This window comes from Eubacterium maltosivorans (assembly GCF_002441855.2).
Taxonomy (GTDB): domain Bacteria; phylum Bacillota; class Clostridia; order Eubacteriales; family Eubacteriaceae; genus Eubacterium; species Eubacterium maltosivorans.
Genome location: NZ_CP029487.1, coordinates 3,532,750 through 3,551,799 on the forward strand (window position 1 = coordinate 3,532,750; position 19,050 = coordinate 3,551,799).

Annotated in this window: 18 protein-coding genes; 12 read left to right on the forward strand and 6 right to left on the reverse strand. The window is 49.1% G+C overall.

Going from position 1 to position 19,050, the window contains the following annotated elements; genetic code table 11:
* Positions 1-40 precede the first annotated feature (40 nt).
* The 8 genes from CPZ25_RS16340 to CPZ25_RS20565 all read left to right on the forward strand — a co-directional run bounded on the left by CPZ25_RS16340 (position 41) and on the right by CPZ25_RS20565 (position 8,085).
* On the forward strand, positions 41-1,501 hold the full coding sequence (locus CPZ25_RS16340; protein WP_058695822.1) for an alanine/glycine:cation symporter family protein: 1,461 nt from the start codon (positions 41-43) through the stop codon (positions 1,499-1,501).
* Positions 1,502-1,577: 76 nt separating this feature from the next.
* Positions 1,578-3,074 carry a histidine kinase gene (locus tag CPZ25_RS16345; RefSeq protein WP_096920170.1) on the forward strand — a complete coding sequence of 499 codons (1,497 nt, stop codon included), beginning with the start codon at positions 1,578-1,580 and terminating at the stop codon, positions 3,072-3,074.
* Positions 3,067-3,753 carry a response regulator transcription factor gene (locus tag CPZ25_RS16350; RefSeq protein WP_096920169.1) on the forward strand — a complete coding sequence of 229 codons (687 nt, stop codon included), beginning with the start codon at positions 3,067-3,069 and terminating at the stop codon, positions 3,751-3,753. Before CPZ25_RS16345 ends, CPZ25_RS16350 begins: the two co-directional genes overlap by 8 nt.
* Before the next feature lie 641 nt (positions 3,754-4,394).
* On the forward strand, positions 4,395-5,201 hold the full coding sequence (locus tag CPZ25_RS16355; RefSeq protein WP_074617822.1) for an alpha/beta hydrolase: 807 nt from the start codon (positions 4,395-4,397) through the stop codon (positions 5,199-5,201).
* 417 nt (positions 5,202-5,618) lie between these two features.
* Positions 5,619-6,116, forward strand: a complete 498-nt coding sequence (locus tag CPZ25_RS16360; protein WP_096920168.1) for a hypothetical protein — start codon at positions 5,619-5,621, stop codon at positions 6,114-6,116.
* A gap of 43 nt (positions 6,117-6,159) precedes the next feature.
* Entirely contained in the window at positions 6,160-7,089 is a 930-nt protein-coding gene (locus tag CPZ25_RS16365; protein ID WP_096920167.1) for a polysaccharide deacetylase family protein, read from the forward strand.
* Positions 7,090-7,428: 339 nt separating this feature from the next.
* On the forward strand, positions 7,429-7,647 hold the full coding sequence (locus CPZ25_RS16370; protein WP_058695816.1) for a hypothetical protein: 219 nt from the start codon (positions 7,429-7,431) through the stop codon (positions 7,645-7,647).
* 294 nt (positions 7,648-7,941) lie between these two features.
* Entirely contained in the window at positions 7,942-8,085 is a 144-nt protein-coding gene (locus tag CPZ25_RS20565) for a hypothetical protein (protein ID WP_167495257.1), read from the forward strand.
* A gap of 429 nt (positions 8,086-8,514) precedes the next feature.
* Here the strand turns inward: CPZ25_RS20565 and CPZ25_RS16375 are convergent, their stop codons facing one another.
* From CPZ25_RS16375 to CPZ25_RS16385, 3 genes are all read right to left on the reverse strand, one after another.
* Positions 8,515-10,419 carry a DUF2207 domain-containing protein gene (locus CPZ25_RS16375; protein WP_058695814.1) on the reverse strand — a complete coding sequence of 635 codons (1,905 nt, stop codon included), beginning with the start codon at positions 10,417-10,419 and terminating at the stop codon, positions 8,515-8,517.
* Positions 10,420-10,515: 96 nt separating this feature from the next.
* Positions 10,516-11,070, reverse strand: a complete 555-nt coding sequence (locus CPZ25_RS16380; protein WP_058695813.1) for a LemA family protein — start codon at positions 11,068-11,070, stop codon at positions 10,516-10,518.
* 72 nt (positions 11,071-11,142) lie between these two features.
* Complete coding sequence (locus CPZ25_RS16385; protein ID WP_207670829.1) at positions 11,143-12,045, reverse strand: PLP-dependent cysteine synthase family protein; 903 nt, start codon at positions 12,043-12,045, stop codon at positions 11,143-11,145.
* Positions 12,046-12,299: 254 nt separating this feature from the next.
* Between CPZ25_RS16385 and CPZ25_RS16390 the strand changes: the two genes are divergently transcribed.
* The 4 genes from CPZ25_RS16390 (at position 12,300) to CPZ25_RS16405 (ending at position 17,000) form a co-directional block, all read left to right on the forward strand.
* Positions 12,300-12,962: an HAD family hydrolase gene (locus CPZ25_RS16390; RefSeq protein WP_058695812.1), complete on the forward strand. Its 663-nt coding sequence runs from the start codon at positions 12,300-12,302 to the stop codon at positions 12,960-12,962.
* Positions 12,963-12,985: 23 nt separating this feature from the next.
* The gene (locus tag CPZ25_RS16395) at positions 12,986-14,755 is read left to right on the forward strand and encodes a hypothetical protein (protein WP_074617827.1); all 1,770 of its coding nucleotides are present in this window, start codon (positions 12,986-12,988) and stop codon (positions 14,753-14,755) included.
* A gap of 184 nt (positions 14,756-14,939) precedes the next feature.
* Positions 14,940-15,533, forward strand: a complete 594-nt coding sequence (gene rbr / locus CPZ25_RS16400; RefSeq protein WP_058695810.1) for a rubrerythrin — start codon at positions 14,940-14,942, stop codon at positions 15,531-15,533.
* A 111-nt stretch (positions 15,534-15,644) separates the two neighbouring features.
* Positions 15,645-17,000 (forward strand): HdeD family acid-resistance protein, encoded by a 1,356-nt coding sequence (locus CPZ25_RS16405; protein WP_096920165.1) that lies wholly within the window; start codon positions 15,645-15,647, stop codon positions 16,998-17,000.
* Positions 17,001-17,056: 56 nt separating this feature from the next.
* Here CPZ25_RS16405 and CPZ25_RS16410 read toward each other — a convergent pair whose 3' ends face one another.
* The 3 genes from CPZ25_RS16410 to CPZ25_RS16420 all read right to left on the reverse strand — a co-directional run bounded on the left by CPZ25_RS16410 (position 17,057) and on the right by CPZ25_RS16420 (position 18,957).
* Positions 17,057-17,554, reverse strand: a complete 498-nt coding sequence (locus tag CPZ25_RS16410) for a hypothetical protein (RefSeq protein ID WP_096920164.1) — start codon at positions 17,552-17,554, stop codon at positions 17,057-17,059.
* A 113-nt stretch (positions 17,555-17,667) separates the two neighbouring features.
* The gene (locus CPZ25_RS16415; RefSeq protein WP_096920163.1) at positions 17,668-18,264 is read right to left on the reverse strand and encodes a MarR family transcriptional regulator; all 597 of its coding nucleotides are present in this window, start codon (positions 18,262-18,264) and stop codon (positions 17,668-17,670) included.
* Positions 18,265-18,357: 93 nt separating this feature from the next.
* On the reverse strand, positions 18,358-18,957 hold the full coding sequence (locus CPZ25_RS16420) for an HdeD family acid-resistance protein (RefSeq protein ID WP_058695806.1): 600 nt from the start codon (positions 18,955-18,957) through the stop codon (positions 18,358-18,360).
* Positions 18,958-19,050 lie beyond the last annotated feature (93 nt).

A 19,050-nucleotide genomic window follows, 5' to 3' on the forward strand; every position in this document is an offset into this window, starting at 1 on the left:
GTATCCGCCGCCATCGGTTTATCGTATGGGAGGGTAACTTTTGGAAACTTTTAATAATATCATCAATGCTGTCAGCAGTGTGGTATGGAGCACGCCGCTGGTGGTGCTGTGCCTGATCGCAGGGCTTGTTTTTTCAATATGGCTGGGCTTTCCGCAAATCCGTCATTTTAAGGATATGGTCGGCCTGATTGTTCACCAGGAAAAGGGAAGTAAAAGCGGAATTACGCCATTCCAGGCCTTTGCCACAACGGTCGGCTCCCGCGTGGGCATGGGCTCTGTGGCCGGTGTGGCCACAGGCATTTACTTTGGCGGCCCAGGCGCACTGGTGTGGATGTGGATATTGGGGCTTCTGGGCGCGGCGACGGCGCTTGTAGAAACAACGCTGGCCCAGGCCTATAAGCGCCGGGTCAACGATGAATATATCGGCGGTCCGGCCCTTTACATTGAGCGTGGCTTCAAGAACAAATGGATTTCGAGCAAGTACGCTAAGGTTTTTGCCGTGGCGACTATTCTGGGGCCGGGTATCCTGATGCCAGGGCTGCATTCCAATTCATTGGCAAGCACCTTTGAACGCTCCTTTGGGCTGCCGATGATCTTCGGCGGTATTCTGCTCTGCGTGTTTTTGGGGATAGTGACCTTCGGCGGGGTCAAACGTATCGGGAAGTTTGCGGAAAAGGCAGCGCCGGCCATGTGTCTGGTCTATATGCTCATGGCCATTGGCATTATTGTAATTTATTACCAGAATATCCCATCTACCATTGCGCTGGTTTTCAAATCCGCTTTTGGCGCAGACGCTGTCTTTGGCGGTATTGTGGGCTCGGCCATTGCCTGGGGGGTTAAGCGCGGTGTTTACTCCACCGAGGCGGGGCAGGGTTCCGGAGCCATCGTGGCCTCGGCGGCTGAGACATCTCATCCGGTGAAGCAGGGCCTGGTGCAGGCGCTGTCGGTTTACATTGTATCCTTTATTGTCTGTACCTCCACGGCTATTATTCTTCTGCTGAGCATGTCCTATAATGTGGCAGGACCGGATGGCGGCATGCTGGTAGAATATCTTCCTGGCAGCCAGTACGGCGTAGGCTGGACACAGGACATTCTGGAAGCCACTTATGGCGGCCTTATCGGCGGGAAGCTGTTCGCAGTCATCATCAGCCTTTTTATTTTTACCAGTCTCATTGGCTACTCTTACCAGGCAGAGAGTAATGTGAATTATCTGTTCCATGGAAAAAAGATAGCTGTTCAGGTATTTAGGGCTATCTTTATCCTGTCCACCTTTTCCGGCGTTATTGTAAACGCCGATGCCATCTGGACCATGGGCGATACCGGCGCGGGCATTATGACCTGGCTCAATATTGTGGCCGTTTTACTTCTATCCAGACAGGCGGTCAGTATGGTAAAGGACTATCAACGGCAGAAGTGCGAGGGACTGGATCCGGTATTTCATCCCGCGGATTTCGGCATTGACGACCCAGACCACATCTGGGATAAGTATGCGGAGAAATAAAAATTCAGAAAACTTCCAAAGCTGTCTTTGGGAGTTTTTGTGATATAATGAATAAACCAAAACAGGGGGTGACGGCATGAAAATACAGGAGACAGACTGGGGTTATGTGGAGTGGCAGCATATTCATGAGGAGGACAATCCCAGACAGTCCATGAATATTGGGCGGACGGTGATTCTGCCTGGAAAGCACCAGGTAGAGCATGTGCATTACGGCCAGGAGCAGCTGGTTTATATCCTGAGCGGCGAGGGAATTTACGTGATCAACGGCGAGCGCAGGCGCTGTGCCAAAGGGGCAGTGCTTTATATGGAGGCGGGCAGCACACACGAAACTATTAATGACACCGGCGAGCCCATCTGTGAGCTTTTAGTATCCAATCCTGTCAGCGGCGCGCGGGAAATTACCATGCGCGAGATGAAAAGAATGGACAGCAGCGGTAAAAATGCCCTGTACGCGGCAGTCGAGAGCTTGCGTGCGCCGCTCATTGAGCCGCTTAACCTGCCGCTCACTATTTTTGACGCCGAATGGCGTACCGTGCTCCAGACACCACATTTCCCCGCATTCTGCAAAAAGCACTGCGACCCCGAAAAGCATCCGGAAGCCTGCGCCTGTATGGACATCTGCTCCTTTACGGCCGACGCCGCCTGTACCGAGAGTGTCTGTCCCATGAGCCTGAGGGTCTACAGCGTGCCCATCATCCATAATGACCTGTGCATCGGCGTGGTGCGCGGCGGCTTTATCCTGCTGTCTGGTTCCCGGGTGGAGGAGCACGAGGGCCTGTACGATATGCCTGAAAGCGCGGCCCTCAGCATTAAAAAGCTTCTGGGCGAAATTGCCAATAATATTGTCAACTACTGTGTGTTTGACGATGCCCGGAGGGAGCTCGAGACAAAGGAGAAGGCCATAAAGAACTCACAGCGGCAGGGTGAAATCCTCGAGCAGAACCTTCAGCTGGCCCAGGATACCGTGACCAATTTAAAAATTAATCACCACTTTCTGTTCAACACCCTCAACTGTATGGCCTCCATGGCCCTGCAGGACGGCTCGGAGCGCCTGTACGCCGGGATTATCGATCTGGCCGATCTGTTTCGCTATACCATGAAAACCGACTGCCGCTTTGTCCCCTTCGAAAAAGAGCTGGCCTATCTCAATAATTACCTCAACCTTCAAAAGCTCCGGTACCGAAAGGGCCTAAGCCTTACCTATGATTTGAGCGATGCCCTCATAGGGATTGCCGTGCCTTTTAATTTTTTACAGCCCATCGCAGAAAACGCCTTTATTCACGGTTTTGCAGGAAACGTCAAGGAACGGAAAATTGCGTTAAAAACCTGGGTGTCTGATGGCCGCGCCCACATTGTTATTCAGAATAACGGCACGGTGATGGACCCCATCACCCTGAATCGTGTTAACCGCAGCCTCGCCAGCGGCAGCGGCCACGGACTTTCCCTGATTTACACCAAGCTGGCCGCTGCCTTTGGTGGAAATTTTACCATGACCATTCTATCAGACCAGAACGGTACCAGCGTGGTGGTCAACCTGCCAGTCACAGCCGCAGAGGAGGAACTCCATGATTAAAGCCATTATTGTCGACGACGAACCAGCCGTATCCGAGATTTTGACCTTTTTTATCAAAAAGAACGAGCTGCCCATTGAGATTGTGGGGATAGCTGAGGATGGCCAGGAGGCCATAGCGCTTATCGGGCAGGAAAAGCCTCGGCTGGTATTTCTGGATATTCAGATGCCTGTCATGAACGGATTTGAGGTCATGCAGAGGAGCAACAGCGAAACGGACTTTATCATCATCACTGCATTTGAGTCCTTCAGCTATGCCCAGAAAGCCCTGCGCCTGGGGGCAAAGGATATTCTGCTCAAGCCCATCCAGTACGAACAGTTTACAGAAGCCCTTACCCGGGCCATCGGCTGGCAGTTTACCGGAAACGCTACCGTGAACGGTGTGCTGGAATATATCCACAGTCACTACGCCGAAAAAATAGATCTGACCACACTGGCGGACATCTCCTATTCAACGCCCAGCCAGATAGCCAGGCTTTTTAAAAAGTATATGGACAGCACTGTCATGACTTATGTGCACAAAGTGCGCATCGAGAAAGCCATGACCCTGCTGGAAAGCGGTGAGGCCAGCGTTAAAGAAGCGGCTCTGCTGTCAGGGTACGAGAGCCTGAATAATTTCTATAAATATTTTAAACAGCACACCGGTATGACGCCGGCGGCGTTCTGCGAAAAGAAGTCATAAAAAGATCCGTTGTGCCGCATCTGGCGGCACAACGGATCTTTTTATGAGGCTCTGTTTTACACAAATCTTCCGGCAGAGAGCACATCCCAGGATGCGGTTGTCCCAGAATAAGAGAATATTTTGGCGGATAAAGACCAAGGCCTGGGACTGCTGTCAAAAACAAAGTACCAGTCTTTACGGAGAATGCCGGTACTCTGAGAGAAAATTGATCAGCTGGTACTTGGGCATCTTATGGCTGTCTGGCTTCATAGGCTGCGATCGTATCGTAGCTGTAGTTATTTTTATTCAGAGTATCCCCTTTATTTACAAGAATAATCTAGATATTCCTGATAGCTTTGTCTAAACTGCTGGTGCCGGTTTTTTCACTGTTCTTTGCCCAACTCATCCATCCGGTGTTTTCATTAGTCCCGGCATAGCTGCGCCGGTCAGTTTCTGTCTGAGGAGCTGTAACTGAGCCAAAATAGTAAAATCGTAAAGTGTTGTGCTGGCTTTTTTGCTTTGGTCTGGCTTTGAGATTTCTGAGCCTGCACCCAAAAGAAATTAATACTGTTCTAAGCCTTTAAGGTAAATTGACATAAAAGCAATTGCCCTTTACAATAGAGATAGATATAACGTTAATCAAATTGAAAAGGAGAAAAATAATGAGAAAAGAACAGACCGTACCATCCTTTGACGGTATGGAACTGGTAGTGACTGTGGATAGCCCGGAGGTATGCAGGGCGGTTGTGGTCTTTGTTCATGGGCTCTGTGAGCATCAGGGGCGGTACGACTACATCACCGACAAATTTACCGCACGTGATTTTAAGGTATATCGATTTGACCACAGAGGCCATGGAAAATCCTCCGGTGACCGATATTTTTATACGAATAAGGATGAAATCATCGATGACACCAACTTTATTATTGAACTGGCTAAAGGTGAAAATCCAGAGCTGCCAGTATACGTGATCGGGCACAGCATGGGCGGCTTCGCGGCAGCGGCATTTGGCACTAAGTATCCGGATGTGGTGGACGGTATTATACTCTCCGGCGGCCTGACCCGCGACAACACTGGACTCATCATCAACGTGGATATGGAGCTTGCTCCGAAAACGGAATTTCCAAATGAGCTTGGCGACGGCGTGTGCAGTGACCCGGCAGTGGTGGAAGCCTATGGAAAGGACCCGCTCAATGGCAAGTTCTTTACCGCCGGTCTGTGCCAGAGCATCGCTGAGGGGCTGCGCTGGCTCATGGACAACAAGACTTTCAGCTATCCGGTGCTGCTGCTCCACGGCGAGAAGGACGCGCTGGTATCCCCCAAGGACACCATGGATTTCTTCGCCGATATCCCATCCAAGGACAAGCAGATGAAAATCTATGGTAATGCCTGTCATGAAATTTTTAATGAATATATCCGTGACGAGGTTATCGAGGATGCCTTGGCATGGATTGAATACCGTCTAGGGTAAAAACAAGTATAGAATCCCGCGGTGATGCGAAATACGCCGCCGCGGATTTTTATTTGCTCTAAATTGAATAAGACTGGGTTTTGTTGTTCTTTTGTTGTACTCTGGGGTGTAAGATAGGGTAAGAAATAATCTAAGGATACAAAAGAAGGGAGCACTTAAAATTAGAAGGATTCATACTTTACTCATCACCTTTCTCGCCTTCCTGCTGCTTAAGGCAGGAGGAAGGGTAGGAAGCCGCTGCACTATCTGCCATTCAGGCTCGAAAGGGCTTTATGGTTGGAGGAAAACAGGCTGGCTATGCCTAGAAGAAGGGAACACCTCTGTACGTGCAGCAAGGTGATCTGAGCCTTACGCTGGCCATCGCCGAGGCTGTGATTGTCCGACACAGAAAAAAGTATTCATAAAGGAGAAATCAAAATGAAACAGAAGACAGCTGTATTTTTAAGTATTGTGGTATTTGCTGTTCTGGTGGCTACAGCCTGTTCAAATTCCAGTCAGAAAAAGGAAGAAATTCCGAATCCCATGGTGCGTTATGATACAATGGATCAGATTGAGAAAAAAATTGGGTATTCCCCGGCGATTCTGCCAGCCTACTCGGGCTTTGAGCTGAAAGAAATGTACATTATCGGCGATGAACTGGTGGATCTGAGATATCAGAAAACCGGCGGAGCAGAAGCGGCCCTCCGCAGCCAGAAGAATGCAGAAGGTGACATCAGCGGCTATCAACAGCTGAGCTACAGCCCGGAAACCTATAACGGTATCACCTATAATATTGCCGAAAATGCTGACGATCAGGCGATTGTCGCGTGTTTTACCAAGGGAGACATGACCTATTCCATGTCTGCAGTCGGACTGGATAAGAATACCTTTAAGAGTGAATTTGCAGCAGTGATCGATGAGGTCAATAATCAATAGGGGGTCGTAGAAGACCGCAGACAGCCAGGAAAGGACAGATAAAATGAGAAAAGGACGTTATTACAGAAGTAAGAGAAAAATTCATTTAAAACCGCGGTTTTTTATAGTTTTGGCAGCAGTGCTGCTGGTATGCCTCGTTGTGTCTTCCATGGTGATCGGAAGGCACAACATTGAGAAAGGAGCAGCTGCCCAGGAACAGATTGCCGGTAAAATGGCAGAGGTCAGCAGCAGCTTTCAGGTACCAGCCGCAGCCGGTGTGCTGCAGATGGCAGTCAATGAACAGAAAAAGGCCGGAGGGCCAAGGGTGGACGCTGAGCTGAGAGCAAAGATGGATGAAGTGAAGGCCAAGTTAGCAGCGGGTGACACCGCGGACCTGAAGGTAGTTTTCTTTAGCTTTGACGACGGCCCCAGCGAGCATACCGGGGAGATTCTGGATATGCTTAAAAAGTATAACATCAAAGCCACCTTCTTTACGAACGGCAGGGAAGGACCAGCCATGGAAGAGGCTTACAGGCGCATTGTGAAGGAGGGGCATACACTGGCTAACCATACCTGGAGCCATCAGTACAGCCTCTACAATAATCCGGATGCCTTTTACGCTGATGTGGAAAAACTGGACGCTTACCAGAAGCAGGTGACTGGTCTAAAGCAGACCTCCCACCTGTTCCGTTTTCCAGGCGGCTCTGCAAACGCCAATGCTACCTGTACCCGGGGGATAGTGAACCGGGGTTACAACTATGTGGATTGGAACGTGGTGTGCGGCGATGGCACCAGCAACAGCCTGAGCGTTGATCAGCTGACGAAAAACTTTATTGACGGTGTTCACGGGCATAATGTCTCCACGGTGCTCTGCCATGCCGAGCAGAAGGAAAATACCCGCAAGGCACTGGATAAAACCTTTAAAACCCTGCTGAAGGAAGGATACACTTTTTTACCTATGGAATATGATATGGAGCTGCCAAGACAGCTGTAGGCGAGAGGAGAGACAAAATGAAGCCCTGGAAGACTGGCAGGATGTCGCTTCTGCTGCTGGTCATGGCCGCGTTTAACGTCTTTGCCGCGAGGAGTAAAATTTCATATCGCCCTGCCAGAAAAGTATCATCCTTTTAAAAGGATATTCTTTCAGAACTGTGGGCAGCTTTTTGATCTGGATGCTTATACTGTTTTTAGTCTTTGCGGGCATCGTACTGTTTCTCAGGGGCGTTTCTCTGCTTTCGGGCGCAGTTATTCGTATGGTAACCTGGCGGACTGCAGGCGGAGGAGGAGCGTCTCTGGGAGTGATGATCCTTATTGGGATTCTGGAAGTCTGGCTATGAGAAGATTAAGGACCTGGACATCAGAAGCTTTTTTGACTCGGAATATAAATCTGTACATTACGCCTATTGTCTATGGTGACATAGAAAATTTAAATGTAGATGCCCTCAGTATTGAGGAAACATTTACCAGTGAAGCACTGATGGAGCGTGCTAACCAGAAGAACAAGGATGTGCACCCTGGACCGTCAACGATGTCGACAGCATGCAGAGGATGATTGACTGCGATGTGCATAACATTATCATCGGCTTTGGGCTGTAAAAAAAGGCTGCGAGAGGTAAGCCGATGAGTAGTGCTGTTTTCGATGGGGATTCCAGCTGTGTGGGCAGCGGATATGGATAATCCAGTGGAGACAACAGTGCGTCTGAGCGTTAGTCCCGGAACGGCAGTAAAGGAGAGTGTGGCGAGAACAAGTTTAAAATCGGAAAGCGGCGTTTATCCTGCCAAAGCCGGATCTTATACTCTTATCTCCCGCTAACGTAGGGACGAGGATGGCTATGCGGACGCCGAGATGCAGATTGTCCTGAGCCTGAAAAACACAAATGCCAGACCAGGCGGACTGATTACCTGCGCTGCCTTGGCAGATGAGGGATCAGCTCTGCTGGCTGCAGGCGCACTTTTGGCGCTGATACTTTTGATGATTCTAGGGTATTAGTCCATCCGTATCTACTCCATCATCCAGAAATTAATCATAATCGAAGTTGATATTTTTAACATCAAGGGTAAGATAGTTTCTGTTCTTAACCAGAAGATCAACTGTATGCCTGCCTGCGGCTGGGTAAGACAGGGGATAAAAAGCACCGCTTTAGACCGGATAGTGCCATGAGTGTACTGGACTGGGGAAGGGATGTCTGACCGTTTTACCGGAAAAGTAGCGCAGGATGGCGGAGAAGTTATGGATTTAAAGGATTGCCTGTGTGTGGTTGAGGTAATCCACAATAGGTATTAAGAATAAAAACACCATGAGGGAGACGCCCAGCATGGTGTTTTTTATTTATCAGAGCCTGTAAAAAATCCCCCTAATGCTGCAAAGACGCAGGGCCATAGGGACTGTTTTTATTCTTTGAAGGAGCGGAGAAGCTATTTACCAGCTTCCGCCGCCACCGCCGCCACCGCCGCCGCCGGAGAAGCCGCCGCCGCCCGTAAAGCCGCCGCCGCCAAATCCGCCGGAACCGGAATTCGGGGGAACGGTAATGTTGGTTGAGATGGCGTTCATGCTGTGCATGAGCGCGTTGGTGAAATAAATCGTATTGAACATGCTGTAGGAGTCATAGGTTCTGTACCAATGTGGCGGTTCGATCGCCAGACTTTCAAAACGTTTGGCCCATTTATCTGTTACGCCCAGCACATAAGCGTACGGAAGTACATCAAAGAAATAGTTGGGGTTTTCATCCACCAGAGTTTTGATGCGGTCCAGCTCTGCGGTCTGGATAAAGTTTTTAAAACCAAGGGTCTCGCCGAGCCACTTGCTGCCCTGAGGTGTCCGCTTGGTGGCAAAGGCGGCGAAGAACGCTGCGATAACAGATACCAAAACGGGTACCAGCGGCATTAAAATGGTGCCAAAGGTGACCGTGCCTGTGGCCAGAACAATGACCAGAAGCGCAGCGGAAATCAGAGTGCCCGCAATCACACGCCCGGTAAAGGAGCCCGCGGTCATACCCTGGCGGGTTTCGATGGTGTGGGCTAAAAAGCTGAGTCCTGCAAAGGGAAGAATCCCGAACAGGCAGCCCATGATCAGTACCATGAACACATCAAAGTAACCTTCGCTTCTGTAGCCCATAACACAGCCAAAAATGAACAGTGGGAGGAAGCAGGCCAGGTGAATAAAAGCCTGAGCCGTTTTGGAGCCTGGGGTGAACAGTCTGTTCTGAGGCTCTGCGAAAAAACCGCCAACCTCTGCCTTAGCCACCTGCATATCCTCGTAAAAGGTATCCTCAAGGTCCTTCATGTTGGAGACTGTGCGATTGTTTGGGAAAAGGGCGCGCATGACCGTGCGCTCAAAGTTCAGTGCATCGGCTGGGAGTTCCTGTATTTTCTCGAACTTAAAGTTCTTTTTGCTGGTTTGCTCAATGGTCAGATAGCCCTTGTCCGCCAAATACATAATCATGGACAGGATTTCCTCGTTGCCGGTTTTACCGTCGATCACCGTCCCAATCTGAGCTGGTGTGAGGCCATCCGGGGCGTAGAACATGACTGGCTCCAGCGGCTTGTGGTCACGGCCATAGCGAAACCACAGAAAAACAGCCAGAACCAGACATATACCTGAGACAATATAGACGATCGGATTCCACTCATTGCCGGTGCGTGCGCCCACAAAATAGCCCTGGGGCAGACGGATATTAAGGGTAACGCCCTCATTGGCCTGCAACGGCCGATTGAGCGTGCCATGAATGGTGTTGCCGTCAACTGTATAGGTTACTGCATTGGTATCTGTGACACCATAGCCGCCCACAATAAATTCGATTTTTGAAGGGTCGAATTCCTTGGGCATATTGATGGTAAAGCTTGCGCTGTCAATGGTAGTGTCCCATTTCCCCGGGATGATATTGAAATAAACATCGTCAAACTGGCTGATATGGTCATCCCCGGGATCCCAGGTATAAGAGATATCATAGGTCTGGTTGCCATCTACATATTCGTCTTCGTCGCCGATTTTAAGGACCTTACTGCCGTTTTCGGTATCGGTGTCAAAGTTGTAGCCCGGAACCTTGATGTTGGATATTCGGGCATTGTAAGATGTTTCGGTCGCTTTGCCGTCGATATCACGGTAATAGCTTCCACTGTAGGGAATATAACGGTAAAGCCCATGTCGTGGCTGGCTGAAAGTAACATTAATTTTTTCGTTGACATCATAGGCGTGGTTTTCCTGTACGTTCATGGTCACATCGTAGCTGTCTATGGTGAAGTATTCCCTGGCCAGACCGGCTCCGGGAAACACAAGCGCCAGCAGTAGAAGAAGCGCCGTCAGTACAGGCAGTTTCTTTTTCATTGGTGCACCTCCTTAAAGGAATGTAAAAAGGAGAATGGAGAATTAAAGCTTTTATTCTTTTAATTCTCAATTCTCCAAGCATAATTGTCCGTTGATTTAAAATTGTACTTTGACGTTTTCACGCTCTTCCTGAGAAGATACTTCAAAATAAGGTTTCTTTTCAAAATGGAACATGCCAGCGATGATGCTGCCCGGAAACATTTCAATTTTGTTGTTCAGGTTTTTAACGGAAGCATTGTAGTATTTTCTCGAATTGGCAATGTCTTCTTCAATGTTCTGAAGCTGACGCTGTAAATCCATGAAATTGGTGTTTGCCTTTAAATCCGGGTAGGATTCGGTAACGGCAAACAGGCTTTTTAAGGTGCCGGTCAGGGCGTTTTCACTTTTCAGCTTATCGTCGATGGATGTGGCGGTCATAGCAGCGTTGCGGGCTGCGGTCACCTGTTCCAGCGTCTGGGATTCATGCTTGGCATAGCCTTTAACGGTTTCCACCAGGTTTGGAATCAGGTCATACCGTTTTTTCATATAAACATCCATGGTTGAGAATGCTTCTTCGGTTTGATTTTTTGTTTTAACCAGACCATTATAGCTGCCCATCACCACAAGGGCGAGGATGACCACAATGGCAATGATGATTATGAGTGCAATCATTGTAAACCTCCTGCGTTTAAGTTGATCTCATTATACCACATTTTCCTGCCTTCTAAAAGAATTTCAGACAGCCTACAGCTTAAATAAATCCGTACTTAAGTATTTTTCGCCCCGGTCCGGGAAAATGACCACGATGAGGCCCGAGTCCAAAGTTTTTGCCACCTCACAGGCCGCGTACATGGCTGCGCCGCTGCTCATACCCACAAAGATGCCTTCTTTTTTGACAATCTGCCGCACGTACTCAAAGGCGATCTCAGATTCCACCATGATATGCGTATCGATTTTATCAGGATCGTAAATGACGGGAACGATAGCCTCCTCCATATTTTTGAGCCCCTGAATATAGTGCCCTTTTACCGGGTGTGCCTCCACGATCTGTACGTCCGGATTATGACTTTTAAGGCCCATGCCAATGCCCATGATGGTGCCGGAAGTTCCCAGAGAGGAGACCATATGGGTAACCTTTCCGCCAGTCTGCTCCCAGATTTCCTCGGCGGTGGTGGTGTAGTGGGCCAACTTATTATACTCGTTACTGAACTGGTTGGGGTTAAAATATTTATCCGGGTTTTCTGCCAACAGCTCCCGCACCCGGCAGATGGCACCGTCAGTACCTTTGTCGGGCGCGGTCAGCGTGACCTTGGCACCGAAGGCCTGGATCATCTTGCGGCGTTCGATGGAAACCGCCTCGCTCATGACGATCTCCACATCATAGCCCTTGACGGCCCCGATCATGGCCAGTCCGATGCCTGTGTTACCCGAGGTGGGCTCAATGATGGTCTTATCCTTGGTCAGAGCGCCGGACGCTTCGGCCTGTTCGATCATTTTAAGGGCGATGCGGTCCTTAATACTGCCGGTGGGGTTAAAACCTTCTACCTTGGCGACGATTTCCACCCTGGGGTTTGGGCTTAAATGGTTAAGGCGCACCATGGGGGTGCGGCCGATGGTCTCTAAAATATTGTTGTGAATCTGCTGCATGTTGTGCTTCCTTTCTGTATCTTTGTCCTTTATGGGATAAATGAAAAATGGATTCAATCCTGCATAACATTATAGTACAAAAAGCAGCGGACTGCACGGGGAATTTGAGAAAAAGCAAAGCTGAAAACCTTTTGCAGCCAAGAAAAGCTTTTATTTGAGAGACATTTGTATTATAATGAGAGACAGTTATAATAAGTAGCAGAACCCAGATGGGATTATTTTCATCCCAATGGGACAATTGAAGGAGGGTGTTCATGAAATATCACTGCGTATTGTTTGATCTGGACGGCACATTGCTGAATTCCAAGGAGGGCGTCTGGCGTTCCTTTGAGTACGCGCTAAAGATGCTGGGGCATCCCAACCCAAAAATCGAGGATATTGAGCCCCTTATCGGGCCACCGATCGAGCAGGTCTTTACGAAATATTATGGCTACAGCGAGGAAGACGGCTGGCGTGGCTACGACTTTTATCAGGAAGAGTACGTAACTCATGGCCGTATGTATAAGGACCCTTTCTTTGACGGAGCAACTGAAACCGTGGAGGCGCTGCGGGCTTTAGGCTGTACGGTCGGCATCTGTACCAACAAGGGGGAGCCCACAGCCCGGCAGATTGTGGGGAAATCCGGGGTCAATATCGACGCGGATCATGTGTATGGCCCCGACATAGCCGGCACACGCACTAACAAGATCGAAATCATCAGCGCTTTTTTAGAGGATTACGGCTACGATACGCCGGAGAAAAAAGCCGGTGTGCTCATGGTGGGGGACCGCTATTATGATATTGAGGGCGCTCACGCCTGCGGTATCGACGCAGCCGGAGTGGCCTTTGGCAACGGAACCCGGGAAGAGCTACTTGAAGCCGGCGCCATCGCAGTGGTGGATCACATGATGGATCTGATTGAAATCGTAAAAGGATAAAATAGAAAGGAAGTAAAAATATTATGGAAAGTTTAAATGTACATCGCAGCATTGTGATCAACGGCGATCTGAAGTTTACGAACGTGAGCCGGGTGCTGCAGTCCAAAACCTTTGGAAAAATGATCACCACCTTTGTGAACGAGCTGGAAATCCGCCATTCCAGAAAGCTGAAGGCAGTCATTCCCTTCCGGGACGAAAACAAATCTTTTGATCTGGAGAAATTCCGGGATTTTGTGACCCTGCTCAATATGAAACCCTTAAAGGAGGTCATGCGCAGCGGTTATTTTGATATCCAGTACGGCGTGGATGAGTATACAGCTATCATGCTGGATTTCCTTGAAGGTTTTTACAATTACTGGCGTAATATTCAGCGTTTTATGGTCAAAAACGAAACCTATAATCCGGACGATGGCGCAAAGCGTTCCAAAGCACACTCGCTGGCATCTAACAATGACTCCCTCAAAAAGCTGGTGCTGGATTTGTACCGGAATATTTTATACAACGTCACCGGTAAGAGCCTCAGTATTTACAGACAGCTGCCCTCCGGCGCCCAGGTCTCTTTTCTGGTCGACCATTTTGATTTCCCAAACGATGTCAAGAGCAAAAACGACTCGCTGTACCGCGTGCCCTATGTCTGGGAGGCCATTTTTGAGCCTCCGGTCATTTTCTATACCCAGTCCAGCAAGCGAAACGGTGTGTTCCCCATTAAAAAGGATAAAAAAATCCTCGAGCGGTTTTATATGGACGCGGAGTCCTGGTACGCCATTCCGGTAAAAGCCGGCCGTCTGCTGATTATTGTGTACTGCCACAAGGATTTTCTGGAGCTGGGCGCAGGCCTGTTTAACCTCTTTGAGCTGGCTACCCCGGAAGAGTTCCTCCACAAAAAGCCTGACGGCGTGGTGTTCTTCGGTCTGGACAAGAGCCTCTTTGACGAGGATGAAATGCTGGGCTTTGTGGTGAAGGAAGACGGCGTCTATTATGGCATGCTGCCCAACGATGCGACCATCGATTACTTTGGCTATATGAAGAAAATGATCCTGACCCTGCACAATATCATTCAGATCAAAAACTTCTGGCTGCCCATCCACGGCGCTTTTGCAAAAATACGTCTGGCGGCTGAAAAGCCTGTCAACATCATGCTGGTAGGAGACAGCGGGGCTGGAAAATCTGAAACCCTGGAAGCCATTCACAAGCTGCCCAAGGAGCTGGGCTGCGATGTGGATATCCTCATCGACGATATGGGCTCTCTCCACTTTAACAAGGAGGACGAGCTCATGGCTGTGGGTACCGAAATCGGCGCCTTTGTGAGGCTGGATGACCTCCAGCCAGGTTATGCCTACAGCACGATGGACCGCTCCATTTTCATGAACCCTAACATTGTCAATGCCCGCGTGATTGTGCCGCAGATGACCTATGAGGAAATCTCCGCCTCCACGCCGGTGGACTATATTTTTTATATCAATAATTATGAAAAAATTGACGAGGAACACCAGCCCATCGAAATGTTCGAGGATCTCGACACCGCCTTGGCGGTCTTCTCCGAGGGTAAACGTATGGCCAAGGGTACAACCGGAGAGGTGGGCATCACCACGACCTATTTTGCTAACCCATTTGGCGCAGTGCAGCTGAAGAAGGAGCATGAAAAAATTGCGGAAAACTACTTTAAGCGCATGAAGGAAAAGGGCGTCAAAATCGGTGTGATCCGCACCCAGCTGGGCATTCCGGGCTTTGAGCAGGACGGCCCCTTCGTTGCTGCCGAATCCCTGGTAGAGTTTATCAAAAATATCAAATAGGCATATAAGACCGCTTCGGCGGTCTTTTTTACCACAGAAGTCATTAAAAACGAACAAGCCTTTAAATGCAGCTTAAAAAATAAAATAATTCTAAACTGGCAGGTGAAATAATTTGAAATTTTTTTTAGATCGCGTTATAATAAAGAAACGAACAATATTTCATTAATCAAGGAGGAATTTACCAATGGGAAGATTAAAAGGTACGGAAACCCTGTCTAACTTAATGAAGGCATTTGCAGGTGAAAGCCAGGCACGTAACCGCTACACATTTTTTGCCTCAAAGGCTAAAAAAGAAGGGTATGTACAGATTCAGGAAATTTTCCTGGAAACTGCGGCGAACGAAAAAGAACATGCTGAAGTTTTCTACAAATATATGGCTGCTGAATTAGAAGGCGGCGAAGCCATGATGCTGAATGTCAATGCTGACTATCCAGTAGCACTGGGCGATACAAAAAGCAACCTGTTAAACGCTGCTGCCGGCGAAAAGGAAGAATGGGCAGATTTATACCCGGCTTTTGCGGCAACCGCTAAAAAAGAAGGCTTTGACGATATCGCAGAATCCTTTACTCAGATCTGCGTGGCTGAAAAAGCTCATGAAAACCGCTATAAAAAATTAGCGGCCAACATCGAACAGGGCAAAGTATTCAAACGTTTTGGCGATGTAAAATGGAAATGCGGCAACTGTGGCTATATCTATGAAGGCAACGACGCGCCTCAGGTATGCCCGGCTTGTAAACATGACCGCTCTTACTTCCAGCTGTTTGTTGAAACCTACTAAAATCGAGAATTTATCCCTTCCTGTCGCACGGCGCGACGGGAAGGGATTTTTTAGTTGCGTGGGCGGCAGAAACAGGATAAAATGGAGACAAGACTAAAAAGGGGAAGAAGAATGGAAAAAACTGTTGCACAAAAGCTCGTCGGCCTGTTGGCCGGGCTCCTCGTTATCTCGGCCGGAATGTTTTTAATTCTGCGGCCAAAGACCTCGCTCACCGATCTGGTGTTGCTTATCGCTGTGGTTCTGCTGATCATTGCGTTTATGAACCTGGTGGCAGTGATCTACAAAAAGAAAATTAAGGGCCAGGGCGAGGTGCTGGAGGCCGTGGTCAACCTTGGCTTTGCCGTTGCCTTTTTTGTGCTGCGTTTTAAGGTGATACGCTGGATACCGGATATTTTTGCCGGATGGATTATCTTAAACTCTATCATCCGTTTTATGTCCGCGGTCACTTACTTTAAGGACGGCGCGCCAAACTACGGCGCCTATTTTGTGAACGGAGTGGTCACACTGGTGGCGGGGGCACTTATGTTGGTCAACAACCGCCTAAATGCCATTGGATTTGGGCTGGTGGCGGGGATCTATGTGCTGTGGTACGGCTTTACCATGATTTTTGATACTTTTAACGAGGAATCGACTCAGCAAAAAATGTCGGCTACGGCTAAAAAGATGCAGAGAAAGCTGCGCTTTGCCATTCCACCGGTGCTCGGCGGACTTTTGCCCAGGAGGCTGCTCAAGGAATATGATGCAAAGGTGGCGTCCGAGGACGCTAACATTTATCTCCACGAGCAGAATGTGTCTATCCCAGGAAAAGCAGCGGGGCTGGCGCCCTTTAACGTCGAGATCCTGGTGCACCTTTCCAAGAAATTTATGGAATCCTTTGGCCATGTAGACCTCATTTTAGGTGATGAGGCTGTATCCTATGGTAACTTTGACGGCCACAGCTACCGGCTGTTTGGAGTGATCAGCGATGGGGTGCTGTTTCGCTGCAACCGGGAGCGCTATCTCCAGCAGTCCACCTATCATGACGATAAGGTGCTCATCGCCTTTAAAGTGGCCTTTGAGAAAGAGGAGCTTTTGCAGATTAAACGGAATTTTGAAACCATGCGTGAGAATATGACTGAGTGGTACTGCGATACTCAGCTCATGGAGCAGGGGCTGCTTCCGGAAAAAGTGTACGATGATGTTGCCGACCAGATATATAAGGGGAACGGCGCTTCCTTTTATAAATTTAAAAAGGGTACCCTGAAAACCTATTTTGCGGTGGATACCAACTGCGTGAAGGTGGCGGACTCTCTGTTTGAAAATACGAATTTTGACAAGCCGGCCATACCGGGGATTGTTACCCCCGGCGCTTACTATCAGTTTCTGATGCGGGAGCTGGAAAAGCCAGGTACCAAGGTTTACGAGAAGCATATTTATTCCAGAGATACCCTTCCCTATGACAAAACGCTGGAAACTGGAAAACAATGAGAAAGCCCTGCTCCTGTCCCAAAACGGGACAGGAGCAGGGCTTTTGCGGTGCGGGTTTACTGGCAGTGCTGACCGTTGCCTTGACGGCCCCCGCCATGGTGTCGCCCCTCACCTACCGAGTTGCCGGAGCGGTCGCAGATACCGTCGCCATCGATATCTCCGTAGGCCTTGGGGCTGCCATTCTGGCAGCCCTGGCCAACTGGATTGCCGGTAACATCACAGATGCCGTCACCGTTGGTATCGCCGTAGCCGCAGCCATTTCCGCCTTTATTCTGGCTGGAGACCCGGATATTTCCCGGGTTTTCTGCCGGGGCTTCGCTATTCTGAGCGGCGGTGGAAACACAGTTTCCGTCACCGTTACAGTCTCCAGTATGAACGGGACTGCCGGTAACATCGCAGATACCATCGCCGTCTGCGTCACAGACCACTGCGGTATTCTGGGCATTATATTCCTGCATAAACCGTCCGCCGTTTCCAGCAGCCAGGGCCGTGGTACCGGTGAGCAGTGCTGCTCCGACAATGAGTCCAGTCATGACTTTTTTGTTCATTTTCATTTTAAACACTCCTTATTTCTTGATCTTGGCTTTATTATAGAGGAGATTTATGGCAAAATTGTGACAGAAGTTAAAAAATAAAAAAATGCCGGCAGAGCGGCATTTCGGAAGTGTTATTTTTCATCAATATCCTCCAGCGGTTCTTTGAGTTTATTGATGATTTTTTTGAGCTCTCCGGTCAGTCCGGTTAAAAAGTTGGAGATGACCTTTTTATCAGCACTGTTTAGGTGGCCGATGAGGCTATCCACGCCCTCAAACAGGTGGTCTTCGTCGGCCTTCATCCGGCTGTAAAGAGCCTGCCCGTCATCTGTCAGGTTAAAGATGACTTCGCGCAGGGAGCGTTCCTTGGTGACAAGTCCTTTTTCGAGAAGCTTGCTCGTGCTTTTGGAAACGGCGCTCTTGGAGACGTTCAGGGCTGTCGCAATGGCGGTCAGGTTGAGGCCGGGGGTAGTGCCGATGACGCGCAGGGCGCTGGTTTCGGAAAGGTAGAGGGGAATATCGCCGCCATAAAACCGTGGGAGACTCTCGATCATCTGATATTGGGCCGCGATTTCGGACAGGGCCGCCTGGAGGTCGATTCTGGCCGCCGGCGCTTTGGTTTTTGACGGTTTGACTTCCGCCGTTTTCAGAATTTCTTTTTTCTTGCCGCTCTTTTTCTTTGAATTCTTCTTTTCAGCCGGTTTCTTACTCTTTTTTTCCTTTTTCATCATAATACCTCACTTCATCAAACTATGATAAAGACCGGAACCAAGCCGGTGTGGCCGGGTTCCGGGGTTTTATCACAGTTCGGCCGCTGGCCGGATTTATTTTTTCAGCATGCTGTTGGTTTTAGACAACCGGTATGCCAGCACGCAGAAGGAAATACCAAGACTTAAAAAAGCAATGCCTGTCCAGATGGTGATGGTCAGCGCGGTGAAAACTGGGTGGAGGAGAAGAACGATTGACAAAATGACAACCAGAATCCCCAGTGCCAGGTTCCAGCCCCAGCCGGTATCGCCCAATGATTTCGTGGTGAAGGCATAGCCGATGGTATTAAACCCGCCAAACATGACGGCAAAGGCAACATAAAAGGCCAGTACGTCTGCGGACAGGTTCAGATTTGCCACCAGAATGATCCCGAGCACCAGCATGAGAATGCCGGATATAAGATTCCACCCCCAGGCGGGGATGGCTTTCCGGTTGAAAATGGTAACAAAAATAGAAGCAATCCCTGAAACCAGAAAGGTCAGGGCAAAGATAATGGTCAAGGCAGCATAGCCCTGCATGGGTGTAAAGAACAGCCAGATGCCGATGGCGATGGCCAGGATGCCCAGAATCAGGAACATCCACCAGTGTTTTATGGTCTTTTCCAGGTCCTCTTCAAGTGTTTCAATCGGTCCCTTGGGTTCTTGTTCTTCATACATAAATAAAGACTCCTTTCATTAAAAAAATGTCTGTTTTCTGTTATTCATTTATTGTATACCCGCGGTGAAAGGTAAATAACACTATAATCAACC